18 protein-coding genes and 1 pseudogene are annotated in these 20276 nt (G+C 73.9%); 9 read left to right on the plus strand and 10 right to left on the minus strand.

Features of this window, described 5'->3' with window-relative positions; genetic code table 11:
• Nucleotides 1-133 precede the first annotated feature (133 nt).
• Nucleotides 134-532 (plus strand): STAS domain-containing protein, encoded by a 399-nt coding sequence (locus tag ACGBYP_RS13845; protein ID WP_014740101.1) that lies wholly within the window; start codon nucleotides 134-136, stop codon nucleotides 530-532.
• A gap of 94 nt (nucleotides 533-626) precedes the next feature.
• Here ACGBYP_RS13845 and ACGBYP_RS13850 read toward each other — a convergent pair whose 3' ends face one another.
• Nucleotides 627-1634, minus strand: a complete 1008-nt coding sequence (locus ACGBYP_RS13850; protein ID WP_411585044.1) for a DNA topoisomerase IB — start codon at nucleotides 1632-1634, stop codon at nucleotides 627-629.
• A 279-nt stretch (nucleotides 1635-1913) separates the two neighbouring features.
• On the opposite strand from ACGBYP_RS13850, the gene ACGBYP_RS13855 reads away from it, so the two are divergent.
• The gene (locus ACGBYP_RS13855) at nucleotides 1914-2372 is read left to right on the plus strand and encodes an ATP-binding protein (protein ID WP_411585046.1); all 459 of its coding nucleotides are present in this window, start codon (nucleotides 1914-1916) and stop codon (nucleotides 2370-2372) included.
• 143 nt (nucleotides 2373-2515) lie between these two features.
• Complete coding sequence (locus ACGBYP_RS13860; protein WP_411585048.1) at nucleotides 2516-3415, plus strand: RNA polymerase sigma factor SigF; 900 nt, start codon at nucleotides 2516-2518, stop codon at nucleotides 3413-3415.
• 17 nt (nucleotides 3416-3432) lie between these two features.
• On the opposite strand, the gene ACGBYP_RS13865 is transcribed toward ACGBYP_RS13860, so the two are convergent.
• Together ACGBYP_RS13865 and ACGBYP_RS13870 are read right to left on the minus strand one after the other, a co-directional pair.
• Nucleotides 3433-4653, minus strand: a complete 1221-nt coding sequence (locus tag ACGBYP_RS13865) for an SPFH domain-containing protein (protein WP_411585051.1) — start codon at nucleotides 4651-4653, stop codon at nucleotides 3433-3435.
• 98 nt (nucleotides 4654-4751) lie between these two features.
• Entirely contained in the window at nucleotides 4752-5183 is a 432-nt protein-coding gene (locus tag ACGBYP_RS13870) for an NfeD family protein (RefSeq protein WP_411585053.1), read from the minus strand.
• Nucleotides 5184-5294: 111 nt separating this feature from the next.
• Between ACGBYP_RS13870 and ACGBYP_RS13875 the strand changes: the two genes are divergently transcribed.
• Nucleotides 5295-6035, plus strand: coding sequence for a hypothetical protein (locus ACGBYP_RS13875; protein WP_411585055.1), 741 nt, complete (start codon nucleotides 5295-5297; stop codon nucleotides 6033-6035).
• Between the two features lie 66 nt (nucleotides 6036-6101).
• Here ACGBYP_RS13875 and ACGBYP_RS13880 read toward each other — a convergent pair whose 3' ends face one another.
• Genes ACGBYP_RS13880 through fabG form a run of 3 tightly spaced genes read right to left on the minus strand, consistent with a single transcriptional unit; the run spans nucleotide 6102 to nucleotide 8768 of the window.
• Nucleotides 6102-7289 (minus strand): ferrochelatase, encoded by a 1188-nt coding sequence (locus tag ACGBYP_RS13880; protein ID WP_411585057.1) that lies wholly within the window; start codon nucleotides 7287-7289, stop codon nucleotides 6102-6104.
• Nucleotides 7286-8062: an enoyl-ACP reductase FabI gene (gene fabI / locus ACGBYP_RS13885; protein ID WP_411585059.1), complete on the minus strand. Its 777-nt coding sequence runs from the start codon at nucleotides 8060-8062 to the stop codon at nucleotides 7286-7288. The genes ACGBYP_RS13880 and fabI overlap by 4 nt, the downstream gene beginning before the upstream one ends.
• A gap of 1 nt (nucleotide 8063) precedes the next feature.
• The gene (gene fabG / locus ACGBYP_RS13890; RefSeq protein ID WP_411585061.1) at nucleotides 8064-8768 is read right to left on the minus strand and encodes a 3-oxoacyl-ACP reductase FabG; all 705 of its coding nucleotides are present in this window, start codon (nucleotides 8766-8768) and stop codon (nucleotides 8064-8066) included.
• A gap of 106 nt (nucleotides 8769-8874) precedes the next feature.
• Here fabG and ACGBYP_RS13895 point away from each other — a divergent pair, with 106 nt between their 5' ends.
• From ACGBYP_RS13895 to ACGBYP_RS13905, 3 genes are all read left to right on the plus strand, one after another.
• Nucleotides 8875-9165, plus strand: coding sequence for a hypothetical protein (locus ACGBYP_RS13895; protein ID WP_411585064.1), 291 nt, complete (start codon nucleotides 8875-8877; stop codon nucleotides 9163-9165).
• A 240-nt stretch (nucleotides 9166-9405) separates the two neighbouring features.
• Nucleotides 9406-10044, plus strand: coding sequence for a hypothetical protein (locus ACGBYP_RS13900; protein ID WP_411585066.1), 639 nt, complete (start codon nucleotides 9406-9408; stop codon nucleotides 10042-10044).
• The gene (locus ACGBYP_RS13905) at nucleotides 10041-11522 is read left to right on the plus strand and encodes a glycosyltransferase family 2 protein (RefSeq protein WP_411585069.1); all 1482 of its coding nucleotides are present in this window, start codon (nucleotides 10041-10043) and stop codon (nucleotides 11520-11522) included. Before ACGBYP_RS13900 ends, ACGBYP_RS13905 begins: the two co-directional genes overlap by 4 nt.
• A gap of 57 nt (nucleotides 11523-11579) precedes the next feature.
• Here ACGBYP_RS13905 and ACGBYP_RS13910 read toward each other — a convergent pair whose 3' ends face one another.
• From ACGBYP_RS13910 to ACGBYP_RS13925, 4 genes and pseudogenes are all read right to left on the minus strand, one after another.
• The gene (locus ACGBYP_RS13910) at nucleotides 11580-12536 is read right to left on the minus strand and encodes a VWA domain-containing protein (RefSeq protein WP_411585071.1); all 957 of its coding nucleotides are present in this window, start codon (nucleotides 12534-12536) and stop codon (nucleotides 11580-11582) included.
• A complete protein-coding gene (locus tag ACGBYP_RS13915) occupies nucleotides 12533-13495 on the minus strand; it encodes a DUF58 domain-containing protein (RefSeq protein WP_411585074.1) in 963 nt (320 codons plus the stop codon). Before ACGBYP_RS13915 ends, ACGBYP_RS13910 begins: the two co-directional genes overlap by 4 nt.
• 254 nt (nucleotides 13496-13749) lie before the next feature.
• A pseudogene (locus ACGBYP_RS13920) lies at nucleotides 13750-14694 on the minus strand (AAA family ATPase); the annotation flags it as partial.
• A 214-nt stretch (nucleotides 14695-14908) separates the two neighbouring features.
• Nucleotides 14909-16372, minus strand: coding sequence for an NlpC/P60 family protein (locus ACGBYP_RS13925; RefSeq protein WP_411585077.1), 1464 nt, complete (start codon nucleotides 16370-16372; stop codon nucleotides 14909-14911).
• A 304-nt stretch (nucleotides 16373-16676) separates the two neighbouring features.
• On the opposite strand from ACGBYP_RS13925, the gene ACGBYP_RS13930 reads away from it, so the two are divergent.
• Nucleotides 16677-19505, plus strand: coding sequence for an aconitate hydratase (locus ACGBYP_RS13930; protein WP_411585080.1), 2829 nt, complete (start codon nucleotides 16677-16679; stop codon nucleotides 19503-19505).
• A complete protein-coding gene (locus tag ACGBYP_RS13935; protein ID WP_411585083.1) occupies nucleotides 19505-20260 on the plus strand; it encodes an SDR family oxidoreductase in 756 nt (251 codons plus the stop codon). The genes ACGBYP_RS13930 and ACGBYP_RS13935 overlap by 1 nt, the downstream gene beginning before the upstream one ends.
• Nucleotides 20261-20276 lie beyond the last annotated feature (16 nt).

A 20276-nucleotide genomic window follows, 5' to 3' on the forward strand; every position in this document is an offset into this window, starting at 1 on the left:
CCCGTCGCCCGGGCAGGCACCTGCCCGGGACCTCGATGGCCCCAGGCCGCGCCCGCTCGGGGTGCGTCCAGCAGTACATTGACCCGGCGAAGGCGTGCCCGTGGGGCATCGCCGCTGAGAGGAGCTGCAGTCCGTGACCTCATCCGACTCACCCGCCGAGGGCTCGCGCGACGTGTCGGCCCCTGCTGACTCGAACGAAGCGCCCTTCGACGACGTGATCACGCTGTCGACGTCCACCGACGACGACGGCACGGTCACCGTGACCGTCGTCGGCGAGGTCGACACGTTCACCGCCCCGGTCCTCCGGGCGTCCCTGGACACCCAGCTGGAGCAGCAGCCCACTGCGCTCGTGATCGACCTGTGCGGCGTCCAGTTCCTGGGGTCGGCCGGCCTGGCCGTGCTCGTGGAGACCCAGAAGTCGGCGCGCTCCCGCGACGTCGGGCTGCGGCTGGTGGCCAACACCCGCGCCGTGACCCGTCCGCTGGAGGTCACCGGCCTGATCGACCTGTTCACCATCGCCGAGAAGGCCTGACCTCCTCAGCACAGCACCACCGGGGCCCCGGCCCCACCGACGACGAAGGCGCCCCGCAGCCGCGGGGCGCCTTCGTCGTCCGCCGGGTCCTCCGTCAGGGCGTGAGCATCGCGCAGACCGCGGACTCGATCGTGCGCTGGGCGGTGCGGTCGTCGGGCGCTCCCGCCGCCTCGGCGAGCGCGTCGGCGACCGTCTCGCCGTGCTCCCAGCGGTCGACCACCCGCGGGTCGACGTAGCTGTTCTTGGCCACCGTCGGGGTGTTGCCCAGCTGCTCGCTGACCCGCACGTAGGCCTGCTTGACCACCTTGTTGCGGGCGGTCTTGCTGCTCGGCTTGGGCGCTTCGGCCAAGGTGGCGGCCATCAGCACGGTGGCGCTCCAGGTGCGGAAGTCCTTGGCGGTGATCTCCGCGCCGCTGATCTCCTTCAGGTAGGCGTTGATCTCGTCGCTGGTGACGTCGTGCCAGCTGCCGTCCTCGCCGGGGTAGCCGAGCAGCTCCTCGCCCTGGTCGGCGGGCCGCTCCAGCAGCGCCCGGACGACGGTGGCCGTGGGCCGGTCCAGCAGCTCCACCTCGCGCTCGATGCCGTGCTTGGCCCGGTAGTGGAAGAACACCCGCTCCCCGCGCACCGAGACGTGCTCGCGGCGCAGCGTGGCCAGGCCGTAGGTGTGGTTGTCCTCGGCGTACTGCTCGCTGCCGATCCGGAAGGCGCCCAGGTCGAGCAGGCGGACCGCGCACGCCAGCACGCGGTCGCGGTTGAGCCCGCGGGTGCGCAGCGCGGCGACCACCTCGTCGCGGACGTCGGGCAGCTGGTGGGAGATCTCCAGCACCCGCTCGTGCTTGGCGGCGTCGCGCTTGGCCCGCCACTCGTCGTGGTAGCGGTACTGCCGGCGGCCCGCGGCGTCGGTGCCCACCGCCTGGATGTGGCCGTTGGGCCAGGGGCAGATCCAGACGTCCTTCCAGGCCGGCGGGATGGCCAGCGACTTGAGCCGGTCGAGCCGCTCGTCGCGGATCAGCACGCCGTCGGCGTCGTAGTAGGCGAAGCTGCGCCCGGCCCGCCGCCTGGTCCAGCCCTGGGCGTGCACGTCACTGCGGCGGAGTCTCACCCCGGTGGGGTGGGCACCACCGGGTCGCCTCAAACCCGGACGCGACACCTGTCACCCGCCGGTGCACCCCGCCCGTCGTCCCTCGTTTCGCGCCCGTCCCCCGGGGCATGACAGTCTGTCGGTGCAGCCACCGTCGGCGGATCCGGGCCCGGCCCGGGACCCACCTGCGGGGCGGCCGCCCCCCGAACGCGCTCCCGCCGGAGCCGCGGCCGGGTGCGCGAGGATGGACCGCCGCGTTCCCGGCCGGGAGCGCGGGGACGACGAAGGAGCGAACGACGCATGGTCGACACGACGGCTGCCGCCACCGGCGAGCGGCGTCCCGAGCGGCTGGAGCTGCGGGTCCCGACCTCGCCGACCCAGCTGCCCGCGGTGCGCGCGATGGCCGGTGACCTGGCGATGCGCATGGACTTCGACCTGGACGCGGTCGAGGACCTCCGCCTGGCGGTCGACGAGGCCTGCGCCACGCTGTCCTCCGTCGCCCTCGGCGACGCCCCGCTGACGGTGGTCTTCGAGGCCTTCCGCGAGGGCCTGCGCATCGATGCCTGGGTGCCCACCGAGCCCGGCGTCGACGTGCCCCGCGACGGCTTCGGCTGGGCGGTGCTGCACACCCTGGTCGACACCGTAGAGGCCGGCCCGAACACCCAGGCGACCGTCGTCGCCGGTGACGGCTCGGCCTCCCCGGTCGCGTGCATCGCGCTGGTGAAGAAGCTGCGCCAGTACGCGTCGGTCGCACAGTGACCCGGTCGGCTGCCACGGACGTTCCGGCCGCCGACGACGCCGTCCTCGACCAGGGCGGGCCCGCGCGCCCCCGGGTCCCCGCTGACGATGCGCCGGAGGCGGTCCCCACGGCCGTCGCGGGCGCTGCCCCGGAGGCGAGCGAGATGACCACCGAGTCCACCGACACCGCACCGGAGCTGCCGGCGGTGACCGACACGTCCCCCGACCTGCCGGCCGTCACCGACACCTCACCCGAGCTGCCCGCGGTCACGGCCGACGCACCGGCCGCCGTCCCGCTCTCGGAGAACCGCAGCCGGGCCGAGCGCACCGCGCCGCTGTTCGTCGAGCTGGCCGCCCTGGAGAAGGGCGACCCGCGGCGCGAGCGGCTGCGGGAGATCCTGGTCGAGGAGCACCTGCCCCTCGTCCGGCACTTCGCCCGCCGGTTCAGCAACCGCGGGGAGCCCTTCGACGACCTGCTGCAGGTCGGCACCCTCGGCCTGATCGCCGCGATCGACCGGTTCGACCCGACCCGCGGCGTCGAGTTCCTGTCCTTCGCCGTCCCGACCATCACCGGCGAGATCAAGCGGCACTTCCGTGACCAGGGCTGGTCGGTGCGCGTGCCGCGCCGGCTGCAGGAGCTGCACCTGTCGCTGAACGCCGCGGTCAGCGAGCTGTCCCAGAAGAACGGGCACGCCCCGACCCCGTCGGAGCTGGCCGAGCACCTGGGCATCCCGCGCGCCGAGGTCCTCGAGGGGCTCGCGGTGGCCAACGCCTACCGCAGCAGCTCGCTGGACGAGCGGCTCTCCGGCGAGGAGGACTCCCCCACCCTGGCGGCCACGCTGGGCGAGGAGGACGCCGCGCTCGAGGGCGTCGAGTACCGCGAGTCGCTGCAGCCGCTGCTGGCCACCATCCCGGCCCGCGAGCGCCGCATCCTCATCCTGCGGTTCTTCGGGAACATGACCCAGTCGCAGATCGCGGCCGACATCGGCATCTCGCAGATGCACGTCTCCCGGCTGCTCAGCCAGACCCTGGCCAAGCTCCGCGAGGGCCTGCTCAAGGACTAGCCCGACCCACTGACGTTCTACGGCTGCTGCTCCGGGGTCTCGCCGCTGCCCAGCTGCGGGGTGCTGCGGGCCTCCTCGGTCGCCTGGGCCAGCGAGGGCCGCGGCGAGGCGGTGCTGGGCAGCGAGGGCTCCACGCCGATGCTGGACAGCGAGATCTTCGCCTCGGGCTGCTCGGCGGCCGGCGGCAGGTTCGAGTCGAACCAGCCACTGGTGTCCAGCGACTGCGCCGGGGCGGCGGGTGGGGTCCCGTCCGCGGCGGCGCGCGGGGCGCCGTCGACGTCCATCCAGTTGCGGGCGCCCTCGCCGTCCGAGCCACCGAGGCGGCTGAGCCCCTCGAGCGCCTTGCTGAACTCGCTGGGCACGATCCACATCTTGTTCGCATCACCCTGGGCGATCTTGGGCAGGGTCTGCAGGTACTGGTAGGCCAGCAGCCCGGAGTCGGGCTTGCCGTCGTGGATGGCCTGGAAGACCGTCTCGATCGACTTGGCCTGGCCCTGTGCCTGCAGGAACAGCGCGGCCCGCTCACCCTCGGCGCGCAGGATCCGGCTCTGCCGCTCGGCCTCGGCGTCGAGGATCGCCGCCTGCTTCTTGCCCTCGGCCGACAGGATGGCAGCGGCCTTCTGACCCTCGGCGGTGGTGATCGCCGACTGCCGCTGCCCCTCGGCGGTGAGGATGACCGCGCGCTTGTCGCGGTCGGCGCGCATCTGCTTCTCCATCGAGTCCTGGATGGACGGCGGCGGGTCGATCGCCTTGATCTCCACTCGGGCCACCCGCAGGCCCCACGGCCCGGTGGTGCCGTCGAGCACGCTGCGCAGCTGGGAGTTGATGCCGTCCCGGCCGGTCAGCGCACCTTCGAGGTTCAGCCCGCCGACGACGTTGCGCAGCGTCGTCGTCGTCAGCTGCTCCATGCCGGTGATGTAGTTCGCGATGCCGTAGACGGCCAGCCGCGGGTCGGTGACCTGGAAGTAGACGACGGTGTCGATGCCCACCTGCAGGTTGTCGGCGGTGATGACCGGCTGCGGCGGGAAGGAGATGACCTGCTCGCGCAGGTCGATGGTCGCGCGGACGCGGTCGACGAACGGCACGAGCAGCGCCAGCCCGGGCGAGAGGGTGCGGCTGTAGCGGCCCAGCCGCTCGACGACCTTCGCCTGGGCCTGCGGGACGATCGTCACGCTCTTGGCCAGCACGACGACCGCCAGCAGGACGACCACGATCAGTGCGATGAGTGCGGGTTCCACGGTGCTCCGTTCCTCGGAGGTGGTGCGTTCCCCTGATGGTGCACCGTCCGTGGCCCGATGATCACGCCCGGCGGGGCGGCTTCACCCGTTCGCAATGCTCAGGGGTGGCCGACGTAGGCGATCGGGCCCTCGATCTGCACGATCCGCACCTCGTCGCCCACCTCGTAGACCTCACCGTCGAGCTGGGTGCGCGCCGACCACTCGTCGTGGCCCATCCGCACCTGGCCGGCGGTGCCGTCGACGCGCTCGCTGACCACGGCCGTGCGCCCGACGAGCGTCTGCACGCCGTCCAGCTGCTCGGGGGTGCGGTCGACCAGGTGCCGCTTGGCGACCGGCCGGACGACGGCCAGCAGCCCCACCGAGACGATGACGAAGACCGCCAGCTGCACCGGCACGCTGTCGGTCAGCAGCGCCGCGCTCATCCCGCCGAGGGCGCCGCCGGCGAACATGAGCAGGACCAGGTCCAGGCTGGCGACCTCGCCGGCGGTGAAGAGCCCCGCGGCGATCAACCAGAGCAACCAGGCAGCCACGCTCCGCAGTCTGGCACGCCGAGCTGTGCAGCACCGGTCCGCGCGGTCGCCGGCAGGATCACCCGGCCGGGCGCCCCACCCGGCCGCCGGGGCGTCGTAACCTCGGCAACCGTGCACGACATCGCCGCCGGCCGCTTCGCCGTCTGGGCCACCGCCTGGCTCACTGGACGCACCTCCTACGACGAGGCGCTCGACGCCCTCGTCGGCGACACCGCGCACCGGGTGGTCGGGCTGCCCGGCACCGAGGAGGTCGTGCCGCTGGGCTGGGCGCTGAGCGCGCTGCGCGGCCTCGGCGAGCAGCGGCTGCGGCTGGTGCTGCCCGTCCCCGGTGACACCCGCGGCCTCCCGGCGCTGCCCTCGCTGGTGGCGCTGGTGCTGGAGTCCGGGCAGGCCGTGGTCGGCTCCCGGATCGCGCTGGTGCCCGAGGAGCTCGGCCCGGAGGTCGTCTCCTGGACGGCGGTGCCGCTGGACGGCGCCCCGCCCTCGGCACCGCCGGTCGAGGGCACCCTGCGCTCGGTCTCCGGCGCCCTGGACCTCGCGGTCGGTGACTCCGCGCGCACCCTGGCCGCCCTGGACCTCGCCCGGTGGAACCCCGAGGTGCCCGCGCTGCTGGCCGGGCTGGCGCGCCGTGTGCACGCCCCGGGCCTGCCCGCCGACCACGACCAGCTCGCGGCGTCGGTGCTGGGCCGGGCGCAGCGGCTGTCACAGGTGCTGGACCTGGCGATGGCCGACGCGCCGGGGGCCGCGGTCACCCACGCCCAGGCCGCCCGCCGCGACGAGGCGCTGCGCCCGCTGGCACAGGCCGTCCGCGAGGCCACGGTCGCCGCCTACAACTGGGTCCCGCGCCCCTAGTCCGTCCGGCCCCGCTGCGGGGCCCGCCGCGAGCCTGCGCGCGGCGGGGGGCAGCGGGGCCCTCCGTCAGGTGGCTGCGGCCGCCGGTCGTGCCGCGGGGCGCTGGACGAAGCAGCAGTGGGCCGGGCAGTTGGTGCCCAGGCGCGGTTCGCCGCCGGCGCGGCGCTCCTCGAGCAGCTCGCGCAGCGAGGTGACGAACGCCGGGTGGGTGCCGGCGGTCGCGGCGCGGGCGAAGGCCAGCCCGAGCTCGCCGGCGGTCTCCAGCGCCTCGTTGTCCAGGTCCCAGATGACCTCGAGGTGGTCGCTGATGAAACCGACCGGGAAGACCACGACGGCCTGCTCGCCGTTCTCGGCCAGCGCCCGCAGGTGGTCGTTGACGTCGGGCTCCAGCCACGGCACCGACGGCGGGCCGCTGCGGCTCTGCCAGACCAGGTCGAAGGACCGGCCCGGCGCGGCGGCCTCGACGACCGCCTGCGCGGCGGCCATCAGCTCGGCCTCGTAGGCACCGCCCTGCGGTCCGGCGACGGCGGCCATCGCGTTGGGGATGCTGTGCGCGGTGGCGACCAGCCGGGCACCGTCGCGCAGCTCCGCGGGCAGCGAGGCGATCGCGGCCGCCAGCGCGTCGGCGTTGGCCTGCACGAAGCCCGGTGCGTCGAAGTAGTGCGGCAGCTTCTCCGCCGTCGGCCCGGCCGGGGCGGCCGGGTCGGACTCCAGCGCGACCCGGGCCCGGGCGACGTCCTCGTGGTACTGCCGGCAGCCGGAGAACGAGGCGTAGGCCGACGTGGCCAGCACGTAGGCGTGCCCGATGCCGTCGTCGGCCATCTGACGCCAGACGTCCTCGACGTAGGGCGCCCAGTTGCGGTTGCCCCAGTAGACGGGCATGTCGACGCCGACGGAGCGGAGCTCGGCCTCGAGCGCGCTGATCAGGGCCTTGTTCTGCTCGTTGATCGGGCTCACGCCACCGAAGTGGTGGTAGTGCTCCGCGACCTCCTCCAGGCGCTCGGGCGGGATGCCGCGGCCGCGGGTGACGTTGAGCAGGAACGGCATGACGTCGTCGTGGCCCTCGGGCCCGCCGAAGCCGAGCACGAGCAGCGCCTCACGCCGTCCGGCGGGGGCCGGGTCGGACGAGGGGGCGACACCGCCGTTGTTGCGCACGGCGAGCGAGGGGTCCTCGTTCGGCTGCTGAGCGGCCGGGGTGATCGAGACGCCGTCGGGCAGCGGGTGCCGCGGACGGGCGTCCGCGGGGGCGGTCACACCCCCACCGCGTGGAAGCCGCCGTCGACGTGCACGATCTCGCCGGTGGTCGCGGGGAACCAGTCGCTCAGCAGCGCGGCGACGGCCTTGCCGGCCGGTTCGGTGTCGGTGACCGACCACCCCAGCGGCGCGCGGCCCTCCCAGGCCTCCTCGAACTGGTTGCTGCCCGGGATCGACTTCATGGCCATGGTGCGCAGCGGGCCGGCGGCGACGAGGTTGACCCGCACGCCCTCGGGGCCCAGCTCGCGGGCCAGGTAGCGGGAGGTGGACTCCAGGGCGGCCTTGGCCGCGCCCATCCAGCCGTAGACCGGCCAGGCGACGGTGGCGTCGAAGGTCAGCCCGACCACCGCGGCGGTGTCGCCGAACAGCGGCCGGCAGGCCTGGGTGAGGCTGGCCAGGGACCAGGTGGAGACCTGGAAGGCGGTGGCGGCGTGCTCCCAGGCGACCTCGGTGAACCCCTCGCCCATCGCCTCCTGCGGTGCGAAGCCGATGGAGTGGACGACGCCGTCGAGGCGGGCGTCGGCGCCCAGGTGCTCGCGCAGCCGGTCGGCCAGCGTGGCCAGGTGCTCGGTGTCCGTGACGTCCAGCTCGACCACGGCCGCCTCCTGCGGCAGCCGCTTGGCGATCCGCTGGCACAGCGACAGCGCCCGGCCGAAGTTCGACAGGACGACGGTGGCGCCCTGCTCCTGGGCGATCTTCGCCGCCGAGAAGGCGATCGAGGCCTCGGTCAGCACGCCCGCGACCAGGATCGTCTTGCCTTCCAGAATGCCCATGTCAGTGCCCCATCCCCAGTCCGCCGTCGACCGGGACGACGGCCCCGGTGATGTAACCCGCCTGCTCGCCCGCCAGGAAGCGGACGACGCCGGCGATCTCGTCTGCCCCGGCGAGCCGCCCCAGCGGCACCTGCCCGAGGATCTCCTGCTGCCGCTTCTCGGACAGCTCGGCGGTCATGTCGGTGGACACGAACCCCGGAGCCACCACGTTCGCGGTGATGTTGCGGCTGCCCAGCTCGCGGGCGATCGACCGCGCCAGCCCGACCAGGCCGGACTTGCTGGCCGCGTAGTTGACCTGCCCCGCCGAGCCCAGCAGCCCGACCACCGAGCTGATGAAGATCATCCGACCGCCCCGGGCGCGCACCATCTTCGGCGCCGCGCGCTTGGCGACCCGGTAGGCGGCGGTCAGGTTGGCGTCGATGACGTCGGTGAAGGCCTCCTCGCCCATCCGCAGCAGCAGCCCGTCGCGGGTGATGCCGGCGTTGCTGACCAGCACCTCGACCGGGCCCTGGTGCTCCTCGACCTCGGTGAACGCGCGGTCGACGGCCGCGCCGTCGGTGACGTCGCACTCGACCCCGAACAGCCCGTCCGGGGCACCGCTGCCGCGGTGGGTCACCGCCACGGAGTCACCCGCCTCGGCGAACGAGCGGGCGATGGCCAGCCCGATCCCCCGGTTCCCACCGGTCACCAGCACCGACCTGCCCACTCAGTCCACCTCGCCGCTCGCCTGGGTACAACCGCCCATGAACCTAGTCGGTCCCCCGCGGACGCACGCCCGCGCGGTCGGCACCGGGCCGACGCACACTGGTCCCGTGCCGACCGTCGCTGCCCCCGCTCGCGGGCTGGTGCGGCTGCTGGACACCGCCGACGGTCGCGCGCTCTGCCTGGCCGGCGACGTGGACGCCGCCGCCGTCGCGGCCTTCCGGCGCCGCTACGGGTGCGAGCCGGCGCGGATCGACGTGCTCGACGCCCGCTCGGTCACCTCGCTGAGCGCCGCCGCGCTGGAGCTGGTGCGCGACCACCTGGACGTCGCGGCGCTGGGCGGGCGGACCGTGGACGTGCGCCGCTCCCCTGCGGTCGACCGGCTGTTCCCCGCGGCCTGAGCCCGGGCCGGGGACCGGTCGCGGACGCCCCGCGCGGCGCCGTCCCTCCGTGTGAGTGACGGCCGCTCACCCGTCCGGTGCCCCCGTGTACCCCGGACGCGTGACGGTCAGTGACGACGTTCCCGCCGATCTCTACGGTCGGTGACGATCGCTCGAGGACGCGGCCGGCGTCGTCCCCCTCCCGCGCGGTCGTCCGATGACCGTGTGCGGCTGGTGCCGCAGGAGGAAGAGGTGCGCTCGATGCGAGCACGTGGAGCACGGCGGGGTGCGGTCGGGCTGGGAGCCGCGCTGACCCTCGGGGCGCTGCTGTCGGGCTGCCAGCTGCCCGACGTCGGCATGAGCCCGGGACTGTCCGCCGCGGCGGCGGAGACCTCCGCCGCACCGGCGACCACCGCGAGGCCCAGCGTCGCGCCGGTCACCGAGGAGGCACCCGTCACCCCGGCCCGGGTCGCCGGCGACCTGGACACCGGCTCGGTCACCCACACCGTGGCCGCCGGCGACCGCTCGGTGGTCATCGACTGGTGGACCGACCAGGAGTCCGTCGCGTGGACCGCGGCGGACGCCAAGACGATCCAGCTGTCCGCGCACGTCGAGGGCGGCAGCGCTAAGCAGGAGATCACGGTGACCCGCTTCGCGGCCACCGCCGACGACGGCACCGCCCGCACCACGGTCACCGAGGACCGCGGCGAGTTCGTCCTCACCCCGCCCTTCAGCTACACCAGCGCCCTCAACGTGGCGCCGTCCGCCGCCACGGCCACCGCACTCACCGTCTACGTCCAGTTCGACCTGCTCGTCGAGACCGCCAGCGGTTCCGGTGAGTACTTCCGACAGACCGTCCAGGACAGCATCGAGCTGCCCCTCGTGCAGGAGATCCCATGACCGAGCTCGTCGTCCCGGGCATGCGCCGGGCCACCGACCGCATCCAGCTGCTGGCCCGGGGCACCGTCGTGCCGCCGGACGTCTCCTCCCTGCTGCCCGACGACTGGGCCGACCAGCGGGCCGGCAGCGAGCGCCGCACGGCGACCATCAGCTGCATCATCCCGGCCTACAACGAGGAGGGGACCATCGCCGCCGTCCTCACCTCGCTGCTGGCGCAGACCCGGCTGCCCGACGTGATCCACGTGATCATCAACAACACCGACGACGACACCCCCGAGATCGCCCGCAGCTTCGAGGGCGCCCACGAGCGGGTCGTCAAGGGCGAGCTGTTCCGCACGATGGTGCACGTCCACGACATCGGCGAGAACCCGGACAAGAAGGTCGGCGCCCTCAACATCGGCTACCACCTCAGCCGCGGGTACGACTACATCCTCGGCGTCGACGGCGACACGACCCTGGACCGCCGCTGCGTCGAGTGGCTGGAGAAGGAGATGGTGACCGACCCCCGCATCGGTGGGCTGTCGGCCGTCTACAGCTTCGACAAGACCAAGGTGCACGGCGCGATGGCCAAGTTCCTGGTCGCCGGCCAGCGCGCCCAGTTCGCCGGCTTCAACATGGACAACCTCGTCCGCGGCCGGAACATGGCCGTCCTCGGCGGGCAGTGCAGCCTCTTCAGCGTCCGGGCGCTGGAGACCGTGATGTACCGGCACCACCAGTCCGCCCCCTGGGTGCGCGACTCGGAGGTCGAGGACTCCAAGCTCTCGCTGCAGATCAAGGACGCCGGCTTCAACACCAAGATCAGCGCCCGGGCCCGCGCCTTCGTGGGCCCGATGACCGACCTGCGCTCCCTGCACGGCCAGCAGGTCAAGTGGAACTTCGGCGGCATCGACCTGCTGTGGCCCGGCCAGCGCGGCGACAACAAGGGCCAGCCGCTGCACCCGAACCTGCGGCTGCGCTGGTACGAGAACATCTCGATGCTGTTCAACATCACCAGCCGGATGGCGTTCCTGCTGCTGCTGGCCGCGGCGCTGTCGATCGACGCGTTCGTCTTCAACCCGGTCTGGCTGATCCCGCCGGCCGTGGCGACGCTGCTCAACCTGCGGATCGCCGCGTCGATGCACGACAAGAGCGCCTCGGACATCTTCTACGCACTGCTGGTGGCCCCGGCGGAGTTCTACATGTGGATCCGGATGGGCCACTTCGTCTCCGCCTGGGTGCAGTTCCTGGCCCGGGTGGAGAAGGACAACTGGGCGGCGCAGGCCGCGGCCGAGCGTGGACGCGGGTCGGCCTACGTCATGCCGGCGCTGTGCGCGGCGGCCACCTTCGCGGTGCTGATCTTCGCCTGGAGCCAGCAGAGCGTGGGCGTGCAGTCGGCGATCCTGTCGATCGGCTGGCCGGTGCTCTACCTGGTGACGGTCCTGCAGACCATCTTCATGCTCAAGAAGCTGGTCCGCCGCCAGCGCGGCTTCACCGTCTGAGGGAGGACCTCGCTGCCCCGGACCCCGCTGCCCCCTCGGGGCGGCGGGGTCCTCGCGTCACAGCAGCCGGTTGGTCCACAGCAGGGAGGCGACGATGCCGAGGAAGGCGAACAGCAGCCCGCCGCGGACGAACCAGGGGCTGATGTCCTGGGCCTCGGTGGTGTAGCCGATCTGGCTGCCGAGGTCCTCGTAGACCTGCTCCAGCTCGGCCGCGCTGGCCGCCTCGCTGTAGCTGCCGCCGGTCTCGTCGGCGATGTCCTCCAGCGTCGAGCGGTCGACCGGCACCGGGAACCGCTCGCCGTTGAGGTCCAGGACGCCGTAGTCGGTGCCGAACGCGATCGTCGACACCGGCACCTGCGCCGCCACGGCCGCCTCGACCGCCTGCGTCGTCTCCCGGCCGACCGTGTTGTAGCCGTCGGACAGCAGGACGACGCGGGCCGGTGGCACCTCCTCGCCGCCGGTCTCCAGCGTCGACTGGAAGTTGGTCACCGCCGTGAGCGAGGTGAACACCGCCTCGCCGATCGCGGTCGCCTCGGCCAGCTGCAGGTTGTCGATCGCGGTGCGCACCTGGTCGCGGTCGGTGGTCGGGGTGACCAGGGTGGTCGCCGTCCCGGCGAAGGAGACCAGGCCCAGGTTGATCCGGGCGGGCAGGACGTCGACGAACTGCTTGGCCGCCACCTGCATGGCCTGGAAGCGGTCGGGCTGGATGTCGGTGGCCCGCATCGACAGCGAGACGTCGACGGTCATGATCACCGTGGCCCGCTCCCGCGGCACCCGCACCTCGGTGCTGGGCACCGCGAGGGAGGTGACCAGCACCGCGAGGCCGGCGGCCACCAGGCCGAAGGCCACGTGCCGGCGCCAGCCTGCCCTCCTGGGCACCAGCGACCCCAGGAGGGCGACGTTGGTGAACCGGGCGGCGTACTTCGCGCGGCGCAGCTGCAGCACGACGTAGAGCGCCACGAGCGCCACCACGGCGAGCAGCGCCGCCAGCCACCACGGGGACTGGAAGGTCATCGGGAGGCTCCTCCGGTGCCGGCACGCCGGCGGTGGGCGACGTAGGCGACGACGTCGGCCATCCAGTCGCGGTCGGTCTGCAGCCGCAGGTGGCCCGCACCGGCCCGGCGCAGGGCTGCGGCGATCTCCGCCCGCTGGGCGGCGGCGCCCTCGGCGAACCGGCGGCGGACGTCGGCGTCGCCGGTGGGCACCTCGAGGGTCTGCCCGCTCTCCGGGTCGACGACGGTGAGCAGGCCGACGTCGGCCAGCTCCAGCTCGCGGGGGTCGACGACCTCGATCGCCAGCAGCTCGTGCCGGGCCGAGAGCCCGCGCAGCGGGCGCTCCCAGTCCAGGTCGCCGAGGAAGTCCGAGATCACCACGACCAGCCCGCGGCGGCGGGGCGGACGGCGCAGCGAGTCCAGCGCGGCGGCCAGGTCACCGCGCCGTCCGCTCGCCGCCCGGGGGGTGGCGACGACGGCGCGCAGCAGCCGGTCGGCGGCCAGCCGCCCGGGCACGGCCGGGTACCGGTCGACCCGCTCGCCGGTGGTGACGACGGCGCCCAGCCGGTTGCCGCCGCGCACGGTGAGGTGGCCGACGGCGGCCAGGCCGGCGATCGCCAGGTCCCGCTTCTCGGAGTCCGCGGTGCCGAAGTCCAGGCTGGCGGAGAGGTCCAGGACCACCCAGGTCTCCAGCTCGCGGTCGGCGACGGTCTCGCGCACGTGCGGGGTCTGCGTGCGGGCGGTGACCGGCCAGTCCATCCGGCGCACGTCGTCGCCGGGGTGGTAGGCGCGGGCGTCACCGGCCTCGCTGCCCGAGCCGGGCACCAGGCCGAGGTGGTCGCCCTGCAGCAGCCCGTCGAGGCGGCGCCGGATGGTGAGCTCCAGCCGGCGCAGCAGCACCGCCGAGGAGGACCCCGGCCCGAAGTGCGGCGGGGCGCCGGCGCCCCCGGCCGACGGCCCGCCCGGGCTGGCCCCGGTCATCCCGGCTGCGGGCCCGAGCCGCCGTCGGGACGGCCGCCCTGCTGCGGGCCCTGCTGCTGGCCGGGCGCGAGGCCCTGACCGTTCGACCAGCCCTGCGGCGGCGCCGCCTGGCCGTACGGGTTGCCCGGCGCGCCGGCGGGCACCGGCTGCGGCGCCCCGTTCGGCGGGCCGTACTGCCCGCCGGGGGCCGGCACCATCGGGCCGCCCGGCGCGGCGGGGCCGAAGCCACCGGCGCGCTGGCGCGGGGTGACCTGCGGCAGCGGCACGCTCTGCAGCACCCGCTTGACGACGTGGTCGGCCGGCACGCCGTCGGCGAGCGCGTCGTAGGAGAGCACCAGGCGGTGCCGCAGCACGTCGGCGGTCACGTCCAGCACGTCCTGCGGCAGGACGTAGTCGCGGCCACGGATCAGCGCCAGCGCCCGGCTGGCCGCGATCAGGCCCAGCGAGGCGCGCGGGCTGGCGCCGTAGGAGACCCAGGTGGCCACGTCGGGCATGCCGTGCTCCTGGGGCGACCGGGTCGCCACGACCAGCCGGACGACGTAGTCGACCAGCGCGTGGTGGACGAAGACCTGCGAGGCGGTGCGCTGCAGCCGCCGGACGTCGTCGGGGCCCAGGACGGTCTCCGCGCGCGGCGGGGTCGAGCCCATCCGGTAGATGATCTCCCGCTCCTCCTCGGGGCTCGGGTAGTCGACGAGCACCTTGAGCAGGAAGCGGTCGCGCTGGGCCTCGGGCAGCGGGTAGACGCCCTCGTTCTCGATCGGGTTCTGGGTGGCCAGCACCAGGAACGGGTCGGGCAACGCGTGCGTCACCCCGCCGATGGACACCTGCCGCTCGGCCATGACCTCCAGCAGCGCCGACTGCACCTTCGCCGGCGCGCGGTTGATCTCGTCGGCGAGCACGAAGTTGGCGAACACCGGGCCGAGCTCGGTGTCGAAGGCGTCCTGGCCGGCCTTGTAGATCCGGGTGCCGATGATGTCGGCCGGCACCAGGTCGGGGGTGAACTGCAGGCGGGAGAAGTGCCCGCCCACGACGGTGGCCAGGGTCTCGACCGCCAGGGTCTTGGCGACGCCGGGCACCCCCTCCAGCAGCACGTGGCCGCGGGCCAGCAGGCCGACGAGCATCCGCTCCACCAGCCGGTCCTGACCGACGATGACCCGCTTGACCTCGAACAGCGCACGCTCCAGCCGGGCGGCGTCCACCGACGGCGGGGTGGGCTGGTCGGGGACGGAGTGGCTTCCGGCAGCGGTCACCGGCCCAGTCTCCTACACCTGGCTGTGCCGGCCACCGGCGCGGCGCGGGAAGAGGACGGCGTCGCCGCGCGCGGGAACGTCCCCACGGGCAGCCGGTGCTGCTAGCCTCGGCAGTGCGTCGGGCAGCTCCCCCCGTGGCTGCCCGACGCCCTTCCCGGTGACGTCACCCGGTGGGGCGGACGGCCCCGAAGTAGTCGCTGCCGAACCACATGCCGCTGACCTTCACGACGTCGTTGCTCTGCGGCGCCTGGATCACCTGGTTCCCGCCGATGTAGAGCGCCACGTGGTAGATCGACGTGTAGTCGTTCCCGGTGCCCCAGAAGACCAGGTCTCCCGGCTTCAGGTCGGCGCGGGCCACGGTGCGGTCGCGGAAGCGCCACCACTGGTCGCGGCTGGTGCCGCCGATGGCGACGCCGGCCTGGGCGTAGGCGTACTGGGTGAGCCCCGAGCAGTCGAAGCCCCAGATGCTGGTGTCGGGTGAGATGCCGTAGCTCGGCCCGTTGCTGCCGCCGCCGCCCCACGAGTAGGGCAGCCCGAGCTGGGTGCGGGCCGCGGCGATGGCGGTCTGCACGGCCGAGCCGGACGGCGCGGCGGCGGTGGTGCCCCCGGGCTTGGGGGCCACGGGTGCCTGGACCGGCGCCTTCGCCGGTGCCGGTGCGGCGCCGCCCGCGGAGGGCGCGCTCGCGACCGGCGCCCGGGGCGGCGTGCTGCTGGGCGCGGCGGCGGCCGGCGTGCTGGTGCCGGCCGCCGGGCCGGCCGCGGCGCCGGGCGTGCTGCTGGGGGCGTCGGCGGTGGTCGTCGCGCGCCGCGGGGCGGCCGGCGGCGGGGCGGCGGCCTGCGCTGCCGCGTACTCCTCGGCCGCCTTGCGGGCACCGGCCAGTCCGAGGGCCACCTGCTGGGCCTCGACCAGCCGGCCCTCCAGCTGCTCCTGCTGCACGCTCAGGGCGGCGGCCTGCTCGCGGGCGGCGACCTTCTGCTCCTGCGCGCTGGCCAGCAGCGTCGCCGCCTCGGCCTTGAGCGTCTCGGCCTGGCCGACGGCCGTCTGCGCGGTCTGCTCCGCGGCGGTGGCCTGCTGCTCCAGCACGGTGAGCTCGGCGACCACGTCGGTGCGGTGCTCGCCGGCGGCGTCGAGCAGGGCGGCCCGCTCGATCAGCTCGGCCGGACCACCGGAGGTCATCAGCGCCATCGCCCCGGAGGCGGTGCTGCCCTGCATGTAGCTGTCCCGGGCGAAGGCCGCGACCGCGTCGCGCCCGCCCTGCAGCTGGACGTCGGCCTGCGCGGCGGCGGCGGCTGCGGCGTCGGCCGCGGCCCGCGCCTCGTCGTAGGCGCCCTGCTTGTCCTCGTAGTCCTGCAACGCGATGTCGGCCTGCGCGGCGGCACCGGCGGCGGCCGACTGGGCCTCCGCGAGGGCCGCGGTGATCTGCCCGACCTGGGCGGCGGCGTCGACCTCCGCCTGCTCGGCGGCGCTGATCTGCTCGTCGCTGGGGTTCACCGGCGCGGCTCCCGCCGTCCCCGGCGCGACGACCAGGCAGGCTGCCGTGACCGTCGCCGCGGCCAGCGCCCGCTGCAGCCAGCGGCCACCCGTGCGTCGTCCCGCCCCTGCCTGCGTCCCCACTCGTGCCCGCACAGCTGCTCCTCCGTTGCCCGGCGCCAGGTGCTCGGCGGCGCCGGTCTCGACCAGTCCCGGCACACCCGCGAGGGGTGTGCTCTCCCGGACCCATCGACCGGATCACCGGGACGCCGGAGTGCCGGGGCGGGGGCGTCCCTCGTCGGGGTGAGGCCCGATCACCTGCGGAGCGTGGCGACTCCGCCCACTGTGGGTGAGGGAAGGGCAGCCTTGCTCCGCGCCCGGGCGATCGGGCTGGGATGATCGGGGGTGGCACATCGAGGCGCAGGACGCGCGCAGGACCAGCGAGGGTGAGGCGCAGACAGTGGCAGCCAGCAAGGACAGCTTCGGAGCCCGGTCGACGCTCGACGTCGACGGCACCGAGTACGACATCTTCCGGCTCGACGCGGTGGAGGGCGCTGAGAAGCTGCCCTTCAGCCTCAAGGTCCTGCTGGAGAACCTCCTCCGCACCGAGGACGGCGCGAACATCACCGCCGACCACATCCGTGCGCTGGCGAACTGGGACCCCTCGGCCGAGCCCGACCAGGAGATCCAGTTCACCCCCGCCCGCGTGGTGATGCAGGACTTCACCGGCGTGCCGTGCATCGTCGACCTCGCCACCATGCGCGAGGCGATGGCCGACCTCGGCGGCGACCCGCAGAAGATCAACCCGCTCGCCCCGGCCGAGCTGGTCATCGACCACTCGGTCATCGCCGACGTCTTCGGCACGCCGGACGCCTTCGAGCGCAACGTCGAGATCGAGTACGAGCGCAACGGCGAGCGCTACCAGTTCCTCCGCTGGGGCCAGGGCGCCTTCGACGACTTCAAGGTCGTCCCCCCGGGCACCGGCATCGTCCACCAGGTCAACATCGAGCACCTGGCCCGCGTGGTCTTCCCGCGCCAGGAGGGCGACCGCACCCTCGCCTACCCCGACACCTGCGTGGGCACCGACTCCCACACCACCATGGTCAACGGCCTGGGCGTGCTCGGCTGGGGCGTCGGCGGCATCGAGGCCGAGGCCGCGATGCTCGGCCAGCCGGTGTCGATGCTCATCCCCCGCGTGGTCGGCTTCAAGCTCTCCGGCGAGCTGCCCGACGGCGCCACCGCCACCGACCTGGTGCTCACGATCACCGAGATGCTGCGCCAGCACGGCGTGGTCGGGAAGTTCGTCGAGTTCTACGGCGCCGGCGTCTCCGCCGTCCCGCTGGCCAACCGGGCCACGATCGGCAACATGAGCCCGGAGTTCGGCTCGACCGCCGCGATGTTCCCGATCGACGGCGAGACGACCCGCTACCTGCAGCTCACCGGCCGCTCGCCGGAGCAGATCGCCCTGGTCGAGGCCTACGCCAAGGCGCAGGGCATGTGGCACGACGACGACCGCGAGCCGGCGTTCTCCGAGTACCTGGAGCTCGACCTGGCCACGGTGGTGCCGAGCATCGCCGGGCCCAAGCGCCCGCAGGACCGGGTCGCGATGACCGAGGCCAAGGAGGCCTTCCGCGAGGTGCTGCCCACCTACGCGCCCGACGGTGACAGCGACCCCGACGACGCCGCCGCGGAGTCCTCCACCGTCGACGAGGCCGTCGAGGAGACCTTCCCGGCCTCCGACCCGGCCAGCCCGTTCGCCACCGGCAACGGCGACGCCGGCAAGCCGCACGACGCCGTCACCGGCTCGGACTCCGGCCGCACCCGCAAGCCCACCAAGGTCGTCATGGAGGACGGCACCGAGACCGAGGTCGACCACGGGCACGTGGTGATCGCCGCGATCACCTCCTGCACCAACACCTCGAACCCCTCGGTGATGATCGGGGCCGCGCTGCTGGCCAAGAAGGCCGTCGAGGCGGGTCTGTCCACCAAGCCGTGGGTCAAGACGACGCTGGCCCCCGGGTCGAAGGTCGTCACCGACTACTACGAGAAGTCCGGCCTCACCCCCTACCTGGAGAAGCTCGGCTTCCACCTCGTCGGCTACGGCTGCACCACCTGCATCGGCAACTCCGGCCCGCTGCCCGAGCCGGTCAGCCAGGCGGTCAACCACGCCGACCTCGCCGTGGTCTCCGTGCTCTCGGGCAACCGCAACTTCGAGGGCCGGATCAACCCCGACGTCAAGATGAACTACCTGGCGTCCCCGCCGCTGGTGATCGCCTACGCGCTCGCCGGCACGATGGACCTGGACCTGACGACCGAGCCGCTGGGCACGGGCACCGACGGCCAGCCGGTGTACCTGCGCGACATCTGGCCCTCCCCGCACGAGGTGCAGCGCACCATCGACGAGTCGGTGACGGCGGAGATGTTCGCCAACGACTACGCCGACGTGTTCGCCGGCACGCAGCAGTGGCAGGAGCTCCCGACCCCCACCGGCGACACGTTCGAGTGGGACGCCGAGAGCACCTACGTCCGCAAGCCCCCGTACTTCGAGGGCATGCCGGCCGAGCCGGCCCCGGTCACCGACATCACCGGTGCCCGCACGCTGGCGGTGCTGGGCGACTCGGTCACCACCGACCACATCTCCCCGGCCGGCTCCATCAAGGCCGACAGCCCGGCCGGCAAGTACCTGACCGAGCACGGCATCGAGCGCCGCGACTTCAACTCCTACGGGTCCCGCCGCGGCAACCACGAGGTGATGATCCGCGGCACCTTCGCCAACATCCGGCTGCGCAACCAGCTGGTGCCCGGCACCGAGGGTGGCGTCACCAAGAACCACCTGACCGGCGAGACGACCTCGATCTACGACGCCTCGCGCGCCTACATCGACGCTGGCATCCCGCTGGTCGTGCTGGCCGGCAAGGAGTACGGCTCCGGGTCCTCCCGCGACTGGGCGGCCAAGGGGACGGCGCTGCTGGGGGTCAAGGCGGTCATCGCCGAGAGCTACGAGCGCATCCACCGCTCCAACCTCATCGGCATGGGCGTACTGCCGCTGCAGTTCCCCGAGGGCCAGACCCGCGAGACGCTGGGCCTGACCGGCGACGAGGAGTTCGAGATCACCGGGGTGACCGCGCTGAACGACGGCACGATCCCCCGCACGGTGCACGTGAAGGCCGGGGACGTCGAGTTCGACGCCCGCGTCCGGATCGACACCCCCGGTGAGGCGAGCTACTACCGCAACGGCGGGATCATGCAGTACGTGCTGCGCTCGCTGCGCGGCACCGTCTCCGCCTGATGGACCTGGGTCTGGGCGGTCGCAGGTTCCTGCTCACCGGCGCGAGCCGGGGGCTGGGGCTGGCGACCGCCCAGGCCCTCGTCGCGGACGGCGCCCGGGTGCTGATCAGCTCCCGGGACGCGTACTCGGTGTCCGCAGCGGTCGAGGCGCTCGGTGCGCACGCCACCGGGGTCGCCGCCGACCTGGCCGACCCGCTGGCGGCCGGCACCCTGGTCGCCGAGGCGCTGGGCCAGCTGGGCGGGGTCGACGGCGCGCTGGTCTCGGTCGGCGGCCCTCCCCCCGGTTCGGTGCTGGACGTCGGCGAGGACGCCTGGCGGGTGGGGGTCGAGAGCGTCCTGTTCGGCCCGCTGCGGCTGGTCCGGGCCCTGGTGCCGCACCTGTCCGAGGGCGCGGCGATCGGCTTCGTGCTGTCGACCTCGGTGCGCCAGCCGATCGGCGGCCTGGCCGTCTCCAACGGGCTGCGGCCCGGGCTGGCGATGACGGCGAAGGCGCTCGCCGACGAGCTGGGCCCCCGCGGCATCCGGGTGTTCGGGCTGCTGCCCGGCACGATCGCCACCGACCGGATCACCGAGATCGAGGTCGCCTCCGGCGACCCGGCCGCCGCCCGGGCCCGCACCGAGGCGGCCGTCCCGCTGGGCCGGGTGGGCCGGCCAGAGGAGTTCGGCCGGGTGGCCGCCTTCGCCCTCTCCCCCGCGGCGTCCTACCTGACCGGCACGATGCTCACCGTCGACGGCGGCGCGACGAGGGCGCTCTGACGCCGCACCGCTCCAC

This window comes from Modestobacter sp. SSW1-42 (assembly GCF_046635825.1).
Taxonomy (GTDB): Bacteria; Actinomycetota; Actinomycetes; order Mycobacteriales; family Geodermatophilaceae; genus Modestobacter.